The 15,432-nt window shown below is 47.5% G+C and carries 14 protein-coding genes; 8 read left to right on the top strand and 6 right to left on the bottom strand.

Annotated elements, in window-relative coordinates; translation table 11 throughout:
* Positions 1 to 173: 173 nt before the first annotated feature.
* Together IEV19_RS04255 and IEV19_RS04250 are read right to left on the bottom strand one after the other, a co-directional pair.
* A complete protein-coding gene (locus tag IEV19_RS04255; RefSeq protein WP_188369443.1) occupies positions 174 to 1,301 on the bottom strand; it encodes a helix-turn-helix domain-containing protein in 1,128 nt (375 codons plus the stop codon).
* 157 nt (positions 1,302 to 1,458) lie between these two features.
* Positions 1,459 to 1,812 carry a DUF6249 domain-containing protein gene (locus IEV19_RS04250; protein ID WP_188369442.1) on the bottom strand — a complete coding sequence of 118 codons (354 nt, stop codon included), beginning with the start codon at positions 1,810 to 1,812 and terminating at the stop codon, positions 1,459 to 1,461.
* 127 nt (positions 1,813 to 1,939) lie between these two features.
* On the opposite strand from IEV19_RS04250, the gene IEV19_RS04245 reads away from it, so the two are divergent.
* Positions 1,940 to 2,503, top strand: coding sequence for an RNA polymerase sigma factor (locus IEV19_RS04245; RefSeq protein ID WP_188369441.1), 564 nt, complete (start codon positions 1,940 to 1,942; stop codon positions 2,501 to 2,503).
* A gap of 3 nt (positions 2,504 to 2,506) precedes the next feature.
* Entirely contained in the window at positions 2,507 to 2,917 is a 411-nt protein-coding gene (locus IEV19_RS04240) for a hypothetical protein (protein ID WP_188369440.1), read from the top strand.
* Between the two features lie 33 nt (positions 2,918 to 2,950).
* On the opposite strand, the gene IEV19_RS04235 is transcribed toward IEV19_RS04240, so the two are convergent.
* Positions 2,951 to 3,304: a DoxX family protein gene (locus IEV19_RS04235; RefSeq protein WP_188369439.1), complete on the bottom strand. Its 354-nt coding sequence runs from the start codon at positions 3,302 to 3,304 to the stop codon at positions 2,951 to 2,953.
* 59 nt (positions 3,305 to 3,363) lie between these two features.
* Entirely contained in the window at positions 3,364 to 5,247 is a 1,884-nt protein-coding gene (gene htpG / locus IEV19_RS04230) for a molecular chaperone HtpG (RefSeq protein WP_188369438.1), read from the bottom strand.
* 362 nt (positions 5,248 to 5,609) lie between these two features.
* Between htpG and IEV19_RS04225 the strand changes: the two genes are divergently transcribed.
* Positions 5,610 to 6,269 carry a TetR family transcriptional regulator C-terminal domain-containing protein gene (locus IEV19_RS04225; protein ID WP_188369437.1) on the top strand — a complete coding sequence of 220 codons (660 nt, stop codon included), beginning with the start codon at positions 5,610 to 5,612 and terminating at the stop codon, positions 6,267 to 6,269.
* A 26-nt stretch (positions 6,270 to 6,295) separates the two neighbouring features.
* On the top strand, positions 6,296 to 7,606 hold the full coding sequence (locus tag IEV19_RS04220; protein WP_188369436.1) for an ABC1 kinase family protein: 1,311 nt from the start codon (positions 6,296 to 6,298) through the stop codon (positions 7,604 to 7,606).
* A gap of 3 nt (positions 7,607 to 7,609) precedes the next feature.
* Here the strand turns inward: IEV19_RS04220 and IEV19_RS04215 are convergent, their stop codons facing one another.
* The gene (locus tag IEV19_RS04215; RefSeq protein ID WP_188369435.1) at positions 7,610 to 10,069 is read right to left on the bottom strand and encodes a S9 family peptidase; all 2,460 of its coding nucleotides are present in this window, start codon (positions 10,067 to 10,069) and stop codon (positions 7,610 to 7,612) included.
* Positions 10,070 to 10,276: 207 nt separating this feature from the next.
* Here IEV19_RS04215 and IEV19_RS04210 point away from each other — a divergent pair, with 207 nt between their 5' ends.
* Complete coding sequence (locus IEV19_RS04210) at positions 10,277 to 11,284, top strand: 3-oxoacyl-ACP synthase III family protein (RefSeq protein WP_188369434.1); 1,008 nt, start codon at positions 10,277 to 10,279, stop codon at positions 11,282 to 11,284.
* A 187-nt stretch (positions 11,285 to 11,471) separates the two neighbouring features.
* Entirely contained in the window at positions 11,472 to 11,834 is a 363-nt protein-coding gene (locus IEV19_RS04205; RefSeq protein ID WP_188369433.1) for a CoA-binding protein, read from the top strand.
* Between the two features lie 6 nt (positions 11,835 to 11,840).
* Here IEV19_RS04205 and IEV19_RS04200 read toward each other — a convergent pair whose 3' ends face one another.
* Positions 11,841 to 13,301 (bottom strand): sodium:solute symporter, encoded by a 1,461-nt coding sequence (locus tag IEV19_RS04200; RefSeq protein WP_188369432.1) that lies wholly within the window; start codon positions 13,299 to 13,301, stop codon positions 11,841 to 11,843.
* Between the two features lie 58 nt (positions 13,302 to 13,359).
* Between IEV19_RS04200 and recR the strand changes: the two genes are divergently transcribed.
* On the top strand, positions 13,360 to 13,980 hold the full coding sequence (gene recR / locus IEV19_RS04195; protein ID WP_188369431.1) for a recombination mediator RecR: 621 nt from the start codon (positions 13,360 to 13,362) through the stop codon (positions 13,978 to 13,980).
* Between the two features lie 84 nt (positions 13,981 to 14,064).
* Positions 14,065 to 15,426 (top strand): dihydrolipoamide acetyltransferase family protein, encoded by a 1,362-nt coding sequence (locus IEV19_RS04190; RefSeq protein WP_188369430.1) that lies wholly within the window; start codon positions 14,065 to 14,067, stop codon positions 15,424 to 15,426.
* Positions 15,427 to 15,432 lie beyond the last annotated feature (6 nt).

Genomic DNA, 15,432 nt, shown 5'->3' with positions numbered 1-15,432 from the left:
TTCCTGCTGGAATAACAATAAAACAAGACGCTTCCAGGAGTTCTGATTTCTGAATTTAGTACTAATTACAGAGGTTAAGATGGAAAAAGAGCGCTAAAAACGGGATTTGAACCAAAAGAGGATAGGCTGGAACCAGAAGATTTACAACATATAATAGGGATGCAGCTTTTAAACTAAGCGGCCCGACTCTCGCGGTACTGGGTGGGGGTTGTGCCCGTAAACTTCTTAAAGGCGGAATAAAAGGCGCTTTTACTTTTAAAGCCGACCTCTGTTCCGATTCCTTCCACGCTTAATTGAGAACCTTTGTCTGTCTTAAGCAGGTCTTCAGCCTTCCGGATGCGATATTGGTTGATATAGGAATTGAAATTCTGCTTTTCAACGGAATTGATGGCCTCTGAAACCAACTTAGGGTGCTCGTCAATGCCGTCGGCAAGGTCCATTATAGTGAGGTCAGGATTGATAAAACAATTCGATTCCCTGATGTGCCTATTAATGAGGTCCATGATCTCTCCCAACCTCTCAATATTAATATCCGAATTGCGATTAGATGGGGGAGACAAACTCCTGGTGACTTTTGGGTTCCAGGTGTTGGAGAAGAGGGAGCGCACGTTTCGCTGTGTGATCCCGTAATAAGAGACCCAGTAAATAGCGATAAGGTCCAAGACAGAGAAGATGGAATTGTCTGTAAATGCATTGGGAAACACATAGGCGATAATGTGACTGAAAACTGAAGTGAACAGCAGGTAGATCAAAAGAAACCGTGCCCACTGTAATTCTCTGTGCTCGATAAAGGAGTATGTGTTCAGCACCTCTACCCGGTGCTTATACAACAGTCTCAGGTTCCAGATACCGACGCCCCAGGAAAAATAAGTGCCCAGGATCCAGAAGATTAGTTCGTGCCAGAATGATTCTTTGATGATCACCCTTGTTTCATACGGCATAGTATAAATTCCAACCTGAACCAGGATGGACAAAACACCCGGTGCTAAAAGCCAGTATTTGATCTTTGTATCGGAAAATACAGATACCTGCTGGGTATAGATATAGAATAAAGGAAAGAGGATCCAGGTAAAATTTAAGGGCAGCAGGTAGCATTCAGGGTGAATCGACGAAATCCTTGTATTGATAGCGATCCAGTAGCCCAGCTCCAGGGAATAGAATAATAAAAACAAGCCCAGATAAAAGGTCCTGCGGTATTTGCGCAAGCCCATTACCATAAGCAAGATACCTATGGTCACCCCCTGGATCAGTCCGATAGCATCAAGCAGGATCTGAAAATTGATATCTAAATCAGTGAACATTTAATAGTTTTATAGATCCTGGCCGTCATTTCATGGCAGTAATTCAGGATGGATATCAGAGACATTACAAAAATAAAATATTATCTCAGCTTGATCTTCTTCAAACAAAAAAACCGGGGAAATCCCCGGTTTTTTAAATTCTTTTGATTGGTGGCGACTAATCTTGTTTTTCGAGTTTTTTGGTGAGTGTGAATCCCAGATAGAGTCCCAGTCCGGCCATCAGGAAGATGGTTCCCGGATATGCGATATCCTCGTCTACGCCCAGGGTACTTTCTATAAAGGCGGCCAGAAAGATGGCCAGGCCTATCCCCATAAGCAAGAGGGCCAGATTTAGGATCACGACCTTCCAGAAGGGAGCTGCGCCTTCGCGTTTACCTTTCATAAAAATGCTGGCATCTGCGCCCTTTTCGATCAGGGCCAGGCGCTCCTTGTTTCTCGTTGTAAAATACAGGTAACTGATCGCAAAGACCACCAGGAACATACTGATAAAAATAATTACTTCTCCTCCCATGTTTTTTGATTTAAATGAATGTTGTTTGCCAGGTATGACGCCGGCAATTTAGCATGGGTTACAAAAAAGGCGTATTTTTTTACTCACAGTGTAACCTGCGACCTCTCTTGACCGTCTTATGGAACAGATGAAGCCGACTCCAGACCCGGAATTGATACAACGCACCCTTGAAGGGGACAGGCAGGCTTTTGAGGCTTTGGTCGACCGGTACAAGCATATGGTATATACCCTCGCGGTGAGAATGCTCAGGAACAGGGAAGTAGCGGAAGAAGCAGCTCAGGATACATTTCTAAAGGCCTACAAGGGGCTTGAGACTTACCAGGGAGGCGCCCGCTTCTCGACATGGTTGTATAAAATAGCCTACCATAATTGTTTGGATCGACTTAAAAAAATGAGCCGGCGCCCCTCAACCACTCCATTGGAATATCAGAGATATGACGGGCGGGAAACGGGTGGCATAGAGGAAGGCCTGGAATACGAGGATAAGAAACGCAGTATCCGCATGGCCATAGAGCGTTTGTCCGAAAAAGATGCTGCCCTTATCAGTATGTTCTATTATGACGAACTGAGTATTGCGGAGATCTCAGTGATCTCGGACCTGAGCCCCGAAAACATAAAAATACGGCTGTACAGAAGCCGAAAACAATTGGCCTCCGACTTGCGCCCGTTTATGGAGGCACAAAAACTATAAGCTATGAAACAGGAAGACTTTTGGGATGAAACGATCAGGAAATCGCTGAAGGAACTGCCGGTGGAGGAGGTTCCGGCAGGCTTTACCAAACAAGTCATGGACGCAATAAATGTCATGGAACGTCGCCCTGTGAGGTACACACCTGTATTCTCAAAAACAGCCTGGGTCCTGATCTTCTGCCTTGCCCTGGTTCTCATGGTAGCGGGCTATACAAGTTCACTACAAAATGAGGCACTTCTCTTCCTGACTCGCGATCTGAACCTGATGCCGTTTACATTTCTGAGTTCAGATGGATCGTCCTTTACTTCAGATACCCGTATTGTGGTATACTCCTTATTGGCATTTTGCAGTCTATTCAGCCTTCAGATCATCCTGCTCAAAAGGAACTGGGTGAACAAGCAGGTCTATTTTTAGGGTAAACTGGGGGCTGATGACCTGTCCTTCATTCTACAGATACCAATATGCCCAGTACATCAGGCCAAATTGCAGTGGGATCCTCAGGATCAGGATCCATTTGGGGATGCCGGCTCCTTCCTTCTCACCTTTGAGCATATAAAAATGTACGAGCAAGAACACAGCCAGCATCCCGATGATTCCGATGAGGGAAAGATCGCGGGTCGGCTTAAAGCAAAGTCCAACGGCAAGCAGAATCTCTACGATCCCGCTGAGAAATACCAATTCGCGGTGAAAAGGCAGGTAAGCAGGCATAATCCGCATATAAGCTTTGGGTTTAATGAAGTGCATCACTCCTGCAAAAGCGTACATGACGGACATGGCGTAGAAATGCCAGGGATCATTCATAGGTCTAAAATAAAAAGACCGCTCGGTTAAAGCGGTCTTTTTTATCAATTAATACGAGATTATTTGACCATCTCGTAGCTCCGTCTGATGAATTTTGTCAGGGCTTCCCCTTTGAGCAGGCCTTTGGAAAGCCTTGCAAGATCGAGGGACTGGTTGATCAGCCTTTCCCTTTTCTTCGCGGTTTTGGTATTCAGGATCTCACTGACCAGTTCGTGATTAGTATTGATCACCAGGTTGTACATGTCGGGCATGTTCCCCATGCCGAACATTCCGCCACCGGTCCTCTGCATTTCCTTCATCCGCCTCATAAATTCGGGTTCTGTGATGATGAAAGGTGCTGCCTGACTGTCCATGGCTTCGAGCTGTACGGTATACCCTTTATCTCCCAGTACTTCTTCAACCTGGGTCTTGAGTTTCTCCTTCTCTTCTTCTGAGAGCTTACTGATCTTGGTATCTTCCTTTTTGATCAGGTTATCCAAGTGGTCTGCATCAACCCTGGCAAAGGAAAGTTTCTCCTTTGAGGTCTCGAGTTTCTGAAGCAGGTGGCCCACGATGGGCGAATCGAGCAGGAGCACTTCATATCCCTTTTCTTTGGCGGCATCTATATAACTGTGTTGTTCTTCCTTGTCTGAAGCGTAGAGGACCACCAAATTATCATCCTTGTCTGTCTGTTGACCAGAGATCTTTTCTTTGAGTTCGTCAAAGGTGTAATACTTGCCGTCTACTGTGGGGTAGAGCGCAAATGCCTCCGCCTTTTCAAAGAATTTCTCTTCGGAGAGCATTCCGTATTCGATCACGATCTTGATATCGTTCCATTTGGCTTCAAAATCCTCACGGTTGTCTTTAAAGAGGGAGGCAAGCTTATCTGCTACCTTCCTGGTGATATAGGAAGAGATCTTTTTTACAGCCCCGTCTGCCTGGAGATATGAACGGGATACGTTCAGAGGAATGTCCGGAGAATCGATGACTCCTCTCAGCATGGTCAGGAACTCGGGCACGATCCCTTCCACATTGTCTGTGACAAATACCTGGTTCTGGTACAGCTGTATCCTGTCTTTCTGGATATTAAGGTCGTTGGTGAGCTTGGGGAAGTACAGGATTCCTGTGAGATTAAATGGATAATCCACATTGAGGTGGATGTGGAACAGGGGTTCCTCAAACTGCATGGGGTAAAGCTCCCGGTAAAAGTTTTTGTAATCATCATCCTGCAGGTCGGCAGGTTTTTTGGTCCAGGCCGGATTCGGATTGTTGATGATGTTATCTACCTCCTTTGTTGGAGCAGGATCCTCCTCCTTGGCTCCCTCAGGTTTTGGAAGGGTTTCTGTGCGCGTACCGAATTTAATCGGTATGGGCATGAACTTGTTGTATTTGGTCAGCAGTTCCCGGATGCGGTGCTCTTCCAGGAACTCCTTGTCATCATCATTTATATGCAGGATGATCTCCGTACCCCTGTCCTTTTTCTTTCCTTCTTTGAGTGTAAATTCCGGGGTTCCGTCACAGATCCAGTGGGCGGCGGGTTCATCCTTGTAACTTTTAGTCAGGATCTCCACTTTTTGAGCGACCATAAAGGAAGAATAAAATCCAAGTCCAAAGTGCCCTATGATCCCGGCATCTTTTCCGGCATCCTTGTATTTGTCAAGGAATTCCTCTGCCCCGGAAAAGGCTACCTCGTTGATATACTTGCGAACCTCTTCCTCTGTCATCCCTATTCCCTGGTCAATGATATGCAGCTTTTTGCCTTTCTTGTCAATTTTGACTTCTATGATGGGATTGCCGTATTCTACCTTGGCCTCTCCGATAGAAGTCAGGTGCTTGAGTTTCAGAGTCGCATCTGTCGCGTTGGAAATTAATTCTCGCAGAAATATTTCGTGGTCACTGTACAGGAATTTTTTGATCAGCGGGAAAATATTCTCTACGGAAACATTGATTTTACCTGTTGCCATCGATCTATAATTTTAGTTTACGCCAATGGGAATCAAAAAAAATACCAGATTGAATTAAAGTGACAATCTGGCACCTATAGAGGGACAAAATAGGAGGATAAAAAATTTAACAAATATTTTTGTTTAAAAATATGAGTAATAAATTAAACATTATTTATATTTGTATATGATTGCTTCGAAATCATTGCTATGAAAAAGTAAAATTGGTTTTAGTAATCAGTTTGTTTATTAATTGGTTAGGTTGTTAGAAAGCGCGCTGTCCACTTGGAGGCGCGCTTTTAACTTTATCCCATTATTCTCAAATCCTTAACAGTTTACATGTTTATTATAATGTAAATTTGCTTAAACAAAAATAAGCGACAATGGCTACAAAAAAATCCAGGGAATCTAAATCTGCAGCAGAAATTGCGTCAGCGTACATGACCTATGTCTTAGATCATGAGAAGCGTCCATCTTCGGTTTACAAATTTTGCAAGGCCATTGAGGTGTCTGAGGAGAACTTCTATGAGTCCTTCGGTTCTTTGAATTCTTTGCAAAAAGAGGTTTGGAACATGTTCTATGACAATACTCTGGAAGTATTGCATAAGAACAAGGATTACGAATCGTTCAGTAACAGGGATAAAATGCTCTCCTTCTTCTTTACTTTTTTTGAGGTACTCACCCTCAATCGGAGCTATGTTCTCTATTCTCTTGCGGAACACCGTATGTCGCTAAAAAACCTGGAACAATTAAAAGGTCTGAGAAAAAGGATCCGAGATTTTGCCGGGGAGCTGATCGAGGAGGGAAATGAAGAAAAGTCATTTAAAATATCCAGGCACAACCCGGCCCTGTTTTCCGAAGGAGCCTGGTTACAATTCCTTTTCCTCTTAAAGTTCTGGATGGATGATTCCTCCAAAGGCTTAGAAAAGACAGATATCGCCATAGAGAAATCTGTCAAGACCATTTTTGATGTCTTTGACAACACTCCTCTCGACAGTATCCTGGATTTTGGAAAATTCCTGTTCAAGGAAAACATGGCCTGATTAATTTCTAGTTACCCTCTTATTGCATGAAAACACTGGACAAGATTCCCACCGGAAAGATCGAAAGAGCAGGAAAGCTCGTTAAAACCGGCGTTAAGGTTGGGGGTAATTATGTAAAATATTACAGCAAAAAGCTGGTAAACGGGGATATCACCCGGGAGGAACTCGACGAGAATAACGCAACGGATATCTACGACAGCCTGAAGAGCCTGAAAGGAAGCGCTCTGAAGGTGGCCCAGATGCTAAGCATGGAGAAGAACCTCCTTCCCCGGGCCTATGTAGAACGCTTTTCCCTGTCCCAGTTCTCTGTCCCTCCTTTGTCTGCGCCCCTGGTCCGGAAGACATTCAAAAAATACCTCGGGCAGTATCCGGAAGAAGTCTTTGATCGGTTTGAGCGAGATTCCATCAACGCAGCCAGTATAGGGCAGGTTCACAAGGCATGGAAAGATGACAAGGAACTGGCCGTTAAAATACAGTACCCCGGGGTAGCCGAAAGTATTTCCTCAGACCTCGCCCTGGTCAAACCCATTGCCATCCGAATGTTCAACCTGCAGGGCAAAGATTCCGAAAAATATTTCAAGGAGGTGGAGGACAAGTTGCTCGAAGAGACGGATTACATCCTCGAATTAAGGCAGAGTAAGGAGATCTCAGAGGCTTGTAAACACATCCCCAATCTCGATTTTCCGACCTATTTCGAAGACCTTTCCAGTGAGCGTATCCTGACCATGGACTGGATGCACGGCATGCATCTCAGTGAATTTTCCAAGACTTCTTTTACCCCGGAAACAGGGAATATGTTGGGTCAGACCCTGTGGGATTTCTACATGTTCCAAATGCACGGGCTGAGGAGGGTTCATGCAGACCCCCATCCCGGGAATTTCCTGATCAGCCAGGACCACAGGCTTATCGCGATCGATTTTGGCTGTATAAAGGAAGTGCCCGATGAATTTTACATTCCCTACTTCGAACTCGCACGAAGGGAGGTTATCGAGGATGAGGCTCTTTTCGAGGTAAAACTGGAGGCTCTGGAAATATTGACCCCGGCCGATTCACCAGAGGAAAGGAAATTCTTCAAAGAACTTTTCAGGGAATTGCTCACCCTCTTTACCATGCCCTTCAACCAGGAATCCTTTGATTTTGGATCCGATGAATTCTGGGGCCGCATCGCCGACATCAGCCAGCGTTACTCCAAGGATGAACACATCCGCAAGATGAACGGGAATCGAGGGTCACGTCACTTCCTCTATATCAACCGCACCTTTTTTGGCCTGTACAATCTATTACACGACCTTAAGGCGAAAGTGGAAGTAAATAACTACCTGCAGTACATGAAATAATGCTTACTCAGATCCGGCTTCCGAATCTGTGGTTTTGTTTTTGACATACTTCTCAAGCCACTGGTCCTGTTCCCAGAGCAGGTGCAGGATACTCTCTTTAGCCCTGTAGCCATGACTCTCCTTGGGCAGCATTACCAGCCTCACTGTCGCTCCCAAACCTTTCAGTGCATTGAAATACCGTTCGCTTTGCATGGGATAGGTGCCGGAATTGTTGTCGGCCACTCCGTGGACAAGAAGCAAGGGTGTTTTCATCTTATCGGCATGCATAAAGGGAGACATGGTGTAATAGACCTCAGGGGCTTCCCAGTAGTTCCTCTCCTCACTCTGGAATCCAAAAGGAGTCAGGGTACGGTTATAGGCCCCGCTGCGGGCAATACCGGCAGCAAAAAGATCGGAGTGAGACAGGAGGTTGGCCACCATAAAGGCTCCGTAGCTGTGTCCGCCCACAGCCACGCGTGATGCATCTATATACCCCATGGCATCTACTGCATCTATGGCTGCTTTCGCATTGGACACCAGCTGATCCCTGAAGGTATCATTGGGCTGTTCTTCCCCTTCCCCTATGATCGGAAAAGCGGCATCGTCCAGCACCACATAGCCCTTCGTCACCCAATACAGAGGAGAACCCCAATAGGGATAGGTGAATTCATTCGGGTTCTGGGTATTCTGGGAAGCACTGTTCTTGTCCTTGTATTCCCTGGGATAAGCCCAGAGGATCATAGGCATTTTTTCACCGGAATTCTGGTCATAGCCTACCGGCAGATACAAGGTGCCGCTGAGTTCCAGTCCGTCTTCACGGGTGTAGGTGATCACTTCTTTATGAACCTCCTGTATGCTTTTGAAGGGATTCTCAAAATAGGTGAGCTGAGTAGGCCCTTTTCTTTTTTTAAGGTGTTTGTAATAGTAATTCGGATAGGTGTTTTTCGATTCGATCCGCACCAGCAGCTCATCCTTTGCCACATTGTAATCCAGCAGATCTTCTTTTTTGTCGGTGAGTTGGGATTGGTACATCCTTTCTTTTTTCAGGCTCTTCAGGTCCAGCCGGTCCACAAAAGGGAATTGCCCGTTCTCCGAATACCCATCACCCAGCAGGTATGCATGGCCCTTACCGTCCAGGCTGAGCACCTGGGCTCCGTACTCGTTTCGTTTGGTTACGAAGGAACCCGGATCACTGTAAACATCCTGGTAATTCCGGTCGAAAAGTAATACCGGTTCTTTCCCGGGGTTTGAAGGATCAAAGACATAGGTCTTGGTATTCCGGGTATTCCACCAGTAATCATAGGCCACTGCCAGGTTGTCCTTTCCCCATGAAATATATCGGTATCTGTTAATGGTCTTAAGGATCTCGGTACCCTTACCTGTGAAAGGGGCCTCGAGCTGGTAGACAGCGTCCCTGAAAGGTACTTCCACTTCGGGATCCCCTTCGTCCAGGGCTTCTGCATAGACTAGGGTTGCACCCCTGTCGGCACGCCAGCTGAGATCCCGCATTCCTTTGCGCTCTGCCATAAAACCTTTGGGAAGGTCTTCTATCAATGGGACCTTCAAAAGGGTATTGACCAGGTCACCCGTATTGGAATAGATGGTGGTTGTAGATGGAAACCTGTAATAGGGTACCAGGTAAGAGAAGGGTTGTTCTACCGTGACCACCATGACGTAATCCCCGTTTGGAGAAAAACTGATAGACCGGTACATGGCTGCCGGTTTCCATAACGTCTTGTTCCCGTTCAGGTCTACCCTGTACAGCTCAGACAGGGCGAGTTGCTCAAAATTGAATTCATCTGAAGGATTCGAAAGCAGGTCCTGATAGGTACGGTTCTGCGCTTTTTTTCCGTCATTGGTAGAAATGGTGGGCCCTTCCGGTACAGCTTCGGCCTGGTCGATCAGCTCCTGCCGGGAATCAGGCAGCATTTTTACGAGCAGGGCCGACCCGTCTTTGAACCAGTTGATCACATCCCCGAGGTTGGCATTCACCTGGGCCTCGGTGATCTTTTTCACCTCCGCCTTATCGAGGTCGAGTACCCAGACCTCTACTCCTTCAGCAGTGGTGTTTGTCACGGCGACCATGGACTCATCAGGGGAGAAACTGAAATTCGCCAGCCTTGGATTTTCCGGCAAACCTTTTACCTGTGTTGCTTCCCTGTCTGATGGTGCCTTTACCATGATATTGTTGTAGTAGTTGGTCCGGCTGCCGATATTGGTGACAGGATTGATCCTGAGTCCGGCAAGGCGCATCTCGGGCTCCGAAAGCTCGGCGATGGTCTTGTATGTATCCCGGTAGAGCAACAGCATATGCTTTCCGTTGTCTGTTATTCTGACCACGGGTGCCAGGGGGGCATTAACCAGGTCCAGGATCTCCTGGGAAGGTTGCTGATAGGTGAGTTTTTCCTGGAAATATCCGGTGGCAGGGCTGAGCAGGGCTGCAACAAAGAGGGGTATGAGAATTCCTTTCAATTTGAGTTTCATAATGAGTTAAATTTTTTGCCGGGATAAGTTACTACATAAAGCTGATTTTATCCACTCCCTGTCAAATTCTTCTCGTCCCTTTATCACGGATCCTGTCAATCTTTTACATATTCTCTAGGTAAGCATAGCAAGAATCGGTATTTTAGAAAAACGAAACTAAACAAAGGACGGGGCACTACCCCCTTGCCTATACTAAACTCATCCTATATGTACAATTCTAGAATATCGGGTCTGGGTTTTTACGTACCCGATCATGTAGTCACTAATGACGACCTCTCCAAATTGATGGATACCAGTGACGCCTGGATACAGGAACGCACCGGGATACAGGAGCGGAGGCACGTGGTCAGAGGAAAGGACACCACGACTTCCATGGGAGTGAAAGCTGCGAAGAAGGCCATTGAGAGGGCCGGGATCGATAAGGACGAGATCGAATTCATCATCTTTGCCACCCTGAGTCCGGATTATTACTTCCCGGGACCCGGAGTTCTGGTCCAGCGCGACCTCGATATCAAAACCGTTGGGGCTCTGGATGTCAGGAACCAGTGTTCGGGATTTGTCTATGCTGTTTCCGTTGCCGACCAGTATATCAAATCCGGGATGTATAAAAATGTTCTCGTCATCGGTTCCGAATTGCATTCCGGGGGACTCGACTTTACCACCAGGGGTAGGGGAGTATCCGTTATTTTTGGCGACGGGGCAGGAGCTGCCGTACTGACCAGGGAGGAGGATCCCAAGAAGGGGATACTTTCTTCCCACCTGCATTCTGAAGGAAAACACGCGGAGGAACTCTCCCTGCTTGCACCGGGAATCGGCCATAGGTGGGTGACTGATATCCTAAAAGACAATGATCCGGACGATGAGTCTTATTACCCGTATATGAACGGTCAGTTCGTTTTTAAAAATGCCGTTGTTCGCTTTTCTGAGGTGATCATGGAAGGACTGGAGAAGAACGATCTCAAGGTGGAGGATATCGATATGCTGATCCCTCACCAGGCCAACCTGCGGATCTCCCAGTTTATTCAGCACAAGTTCAGACTCCCCGATGACAAGGTCTACAACAACATCATGAAATACGGGAATACGACGGCGGCTTCTATCCCGATCGCCCTGACTGAAGCCTGGGAAGAGGGAAAGATCAAGGAAGGTGACCTGGTGGTACTCGCTGCTTTCGGCAGTGGATTTACCTGGGGCAGCGTCATCATACGATGGTGACAAACGGGCCTGTTTAAAACAAAACCCCGGTGGGATCACCGGGGTTTCTATCATTGGAGTGCCGCACTAAACACTAACCATTAACTTTAAAAAAATACAGCCTCCCAATGAATGAGCTTTGTGTAAAAGACGAAACCTTCTGTATTACGTTACACTTCTTAACACACTTTAACAGCGAAAAATTTTCATGAAAAAGACCCTGGTCTTCGGAGCTTCACTCAAGCCTTATCGCTATAGCCATATCGCGATAAAACGTCTGGTAGAAGCCGGGGAAGAGGTCCTCGCCTTTGGCCTGAGAGAAGGCCATGTGGCCGGGGTTCGCATTGTGACCTCATGTGACAATTTTGAAGGGGTGGATACGGTCACCCTGTATATGAACCCAAAAAGGCAAAGACAGTTTTATGAGACTGTGATCAACCTCAAACCCAGAAGGGTGATCTTCAATCCCGGAACCGAAAACCCCGAGTTTTATGACCTGCTGGCCGCGGCGGACATAGAAGTGGAAGTGGCCTGTACCCTGGTAATGCTTTCTACGGGTCAGTACCATTAGGAACTGTCAGACCCGCTTGCGGATCAGCCACAGCCCGATAAAGGTGATGAGGCCGTTGATCGGGAGGAGTTCATACCCGATCTGGTATCCCCCAAGTACGCTTGCCGGAAGGTATGACAAGCCTATGATGACCAGTACGCAGGAAATGGCCACCACCCAAACCAGCCGGTCGAATACCTGGTATTTGGTAAAGATCCCAAATGCAAAAAGCCCCAGCAAGGGCCCATAGGTATATGTGGCCACGGTCAGGAGCCCGTCTATAACATTGCGGTCGAGCAGGTATTTAAAGCTGATGACGACCAAAATCAGCAGCAGGCTCATCCCCACGTGTACTTTTTTCCGGAGCCTTTTTTGGCTACCGGCCTCCCTTTTTTCAATGTTGAGGAAATCCACACAAAAAGAGGTCGTGAGGGAGGTGAGAGCGCTGTCTGCACTGCTGTACGCAGCGGCGATCAACCCCAGGATAAAGGTCGTGGCTACCAGGCTTCCTAGTCCGCTGTTGAGCGCGATCTCAGGGAAAAGCAGGTCAGATTTGGGCTCCCCGTCCATCAGAGGGAGTGCTACCCCGTATCGATCGGCATAGATGAACAGCAGAGCGCCGAGCAACAGGAAGACCAGGTTGACAACGATCAGGATGATACTGAAGGAGACCATGTTCTTCTGTGCATCGCCCAGGGATTTGCAGGTAAGGTTTTTCTGCATCATGTCCTGGTCGAGTCCCGTCATGCAGATAGTGATGAACATCCCTCCCAGGAAAGATTTTAAAAAGTGGTTTTTTTGATTGAAATCTTCCGTAAAAAAGACTGTGCTGTACTCTTTCAGTTCCTCAGAAGCGAGAAACTCCGAAAAGTCCCATCCTAGTTTTTCATTGATAAAGTAGATGGACAGGCCGACTGACAGCAACATAAAGAGGGTCTGGAGCGTATCGGTCCAGACAATGGTACGTATTCCTCCCCTGAAGGTGTAGATCCAGATCAGCAGGATAGAAAGTACTACGGTGAGTTCAAATGGGATATTCCAGGCGTCAAAGACAAACTGCTGGAGGACAATGGCTACGAGAAACAACCGGAAGGAAGCGCCCAGCACCCTGGAGATAAAGAAAGAGACCGCTCCCACCTTGTAACTGACCGTGCCAAACCTGCCCTGGAGATATTCGTAGATTGAAGTGACATTGAGGCGGTAGTAGATAGGCAAGAGTACAAAGGCGATCACAAAATAACCCACCAGGTAACCGAAAACCACCTGCATATAGCTGAACTGGGAGGATTCTACCCACCCGGGGACGGAAATAAAGGTAACTCCTGAAAGGGAGGCACCTATCATCCCAAAGGCCACAACAAACCATGGGGACTTGTTCCCGGCCCGGAAAAAATCGGTGTTGGAATCATTGCGGCCGGTAAGGTAGGAGATCACGATCAGCACCAGGAAATACGCACCGATCAACAGCAGAATACGGGAGGCATCCATTCGAATTAATTTCCTGCCCAAAGTACAAAAAGTAAAAATAGTACGTAATTTTGCTGGTATGGAATTTTCGTCTAAACTCCTTGAAAATGCGGTCTATGAAATGTCCCAGCTACCTGGGGTGGGAAAGCGTACAGCCCTCAGGCTGGTCCTACACCTGTTGAAACAGCCGGAATCCCAGACCGGAAGGTTGGCACAGGCCTTGAAAAGCCTGAGGGAGGAGATCAAATTCTGCAGGAATTGCCACAATATCTCTGATGTGGAACTGTGTGAAATATGCGCGAACCCCAAGCGGGACAGTGGATTGATCTGTGTGGTGGAGGATATACGGGATGTGATGGCTATCGAGAATACCAGCCAGTACAATGGCCTCTATCACGTGTTGGGGGGAAAGATCTCTCCCATGGAAGGGATAGGCCCTCAGGACCTCAACATCGCTTCTTTGGTGGAAAAGGTCAAAAAAGGGGAGATCAGAGAACTGATCTTTGCCATGAGTTCCACCATGGAAGGGGACACCACGAATTTCTACATCTATAAGCAGATACAGGACCGGGAGGTAAGGACCTCTACCATTGCCAGGGGTATTGCCGTCGGGGATGAACTGGAATACGCCGACGAGATCACCCTTGGAAGGAGTATTCTGCACAGGATCCCGTTCGAGACTTCCCTCAAGGCAGATTAGCAGAATAGGAAAAATTTAAAAAACAGACCGAAAAAATAGTATTTTTGCAAAAATATTGAACTCAACAAGGCTCAGAATAACAATATGTCAAAATTTGAACTAAAACTCCCCCAAATGGGAGAAAGCGTAGCCGAAGCCACCCTGACCTCCTGGCTCAAGGAGGTGGGGGAGACCATTGAAATGGACGAGGCCGTTTTTGAGATCGCCACCGATAAAGTAGATTCTGAAGTGCCCAGTGAGGTGGAAGGTGTCCTTGTTGAAAAACGCTTCAATGTGGATGACGTGATCAAGGTTGGGGAAGTGGTGGCCGTCATAGAGACAGAGTCAGCGGACGAACCCGTTTCTGAACCTGAAGCAACAGCAAAACCTGAAGAAGAGGCGGTTCCTGAGGAGGTCAGTGCTGAGATCGAGGAGCAGGTAGTCCGAGCCAGGGAAACTGTAGCATCCACTGCGCCCTCTGTTCAGTCGGGGGAGGAAAGGTTTTATTCTCCTCTTGTAAAGAATATAGCCAGGGAGGAATCTATTTCCCAGGAAGAGCTCGATGCCATAGTGGGTACCGGACTCGAAGGCCGGGTCACTAAAAATGACATCCTCGCCTATGTGGAATCCCGCAAGAATGGCGACCGCCCAAAGGTGGAAGCCAGGCAGGAGACCACCAAGCCTGCACCTGCACCTGAGAAGTCGGCTACCAGGGCACCGGAAGTTCCCCATAAGGTAACCACCGCTCAGGTCTCAGGGGCCGATGAGGTCATACCCATGACGCGTATGGGGAAACTTATCGCCCAGCATATGGCAGAGAGTGTGGCTACCTCAGCCCACGTCCAGAGTTTTATAGAAGTAGACGTCACCAATGTGGTTAAATGGCGCAACAGGGTAAAGGATGTCTTTGAAGAAAGGGAAGGGGAAAAACTGACCTTTACACCTATTTTTATGGAAGCTGTGGCCAAGGCCCTGAAGAAATACCCCATGGTGAATATTTCCGTGGATGGGGATACGGTCATCAAAAAGAAGAATATCAATATAGGGATGGCAGCAGCCCTGCCGGACGGCAACCTGATCGTTCCTGTGATCAAGAACGCAGACCAGCTGAACCTGGTGGGTATGGCCAAAGTAGTGAACGACCTGGCTAACAGGGCCAGAAACAACGCCCTGAAACCCGATGAGATCAAGGACGGAACTTATACGGTGACCAATGTGGGTACTTTTGGCAGTGTATTCGGCACCCCCATCATCAACCAGCCCCAGGTGGGTATACTGGCCCTGGGGGCTATTCGTAAAATGCCTTCCGTGATCGAAACTGAGGAAGGGGATTTTATCGGGATCCGCAACAAGATGTTCCTTTCACACAGTTATGACCACCGTGTGGTCAATGGCGCCTTGGGAGGTATGTTTATCAAGGCCGTAGCCGAGTATCTGGAGAACTGGGATATGGACCGGGAGATCTGATCGCTG

Source organism: Muriicola marianensis, from assembly GCF_014638095.1.
Taxonomy (GTDB): Bacteria; Bacteroidota; Bacteroidia; order Flavobacteriales; family Flavobacteriaceae; genus Muriicola; species Muriicola marianensis.
The sequence above is the reverse complement of the archived record's forward strand: the minus strand, read 5'-3'. Positions and strand labels throughout refer to the sequence as shown.

Bases quoted from the DNA above. Each gene is read 5' to 3' on its own strand.
- IEV19_RS04245 (WP_188369441.1), top strand. From the start codon at position 1,940: ATGAAGCCGACTCCAGACCCGGAATTGATACAACGCACCCTTGAAGGG.
- IEV19_RS04200 (WP_188369432.1), bottom strand. From the start codon at position 13,301: ATGGATGCCTCCCGTATTCTGCTGTTGATCGGTGCGTATTTCCTGGTG.
- IEV19_RS04235 (WP_188369439.1), bottom strand. From the start codon at position 3,304: ATGAATGATCCCTGGCATTTCTACGCCATGTCCGTCATGTACGCTTTT.
- IEV19_RS04215 (WP_188369435.1), bottom strand. From the start codon at position 10,069: ATGAAACTCAAATTGAAAGGAATTCTCATACCCCTCTTTGTTGCAGCC.
- IEV19_RS04225 (WP_188369437.1), top strand. From the start codon at position 5,610: ATGGCTACAAAAAAATCCAGGGAATCTAAATCTGCAGCAGAAATTGCG.
- IEV19_RS04255 (WP_188369443.1), bottom strand. From the start codon at position 1,301: ATGTTCACTGATTTAGATATCAATTTTCAGATCCTGCTTGATGCTATC.
- IEV19_RS04220 (WP_188369436.1), top strand. From the start codon at position 6,296: ATGAAAACACTGGACAAGATTCCCACCGGAAAGATCGAAAGAGCAGGA.
- htpG (WP_188369438.1), bottom strand. From the start codon at position 5,247: ATGGCAACAGGTAAAATCAATGTTTCCGTAGAGAATATTTTCCCGCTG.
- IEV19_RS04190 (WP_188369430.1), top strand. From the start codon at position 14,065: ATGTCAAAATTTGAACTAAAACTCCCCCAAATGGGAGAAAGCGTAGCC.
- IEV19_RS04240 (WP_188369440.1), top strand. From the start codon at position 2,507: ATGAAACAGGAAGACTTTTGGGATGAAACGATCAGGAAATCGCTGAAG.
- recR (WP_188369431.1), top strand. From the start codon at position 13,360: ATGGAATTTTCGTCTAAACTCCTTGAAAATGCGGTCTATGAAATGTCC.
- IEV19_RS04205 (WP_188369433.1), top strand. From the start codon at position 11,472: ATGAAAAAGACCCTGGTCTTCGGAGCTTCACTCAAGCCTTATCGCTAT.
- IEV19_RS04250 (WP_188369442.1), bottom strand. From the start codon at position 1,812: ATGGGAGGAGAAGTAATTATTTTTATCAGTATGTTCCTGGTGGTCTTT.
- IEV19_RS04210 (WP_188369434.1), top strand. From the start codon at position 10,277: ATGTACAATTCTAGAATATCGGGTCTGGGTTTTTACGTACCCGATCAT.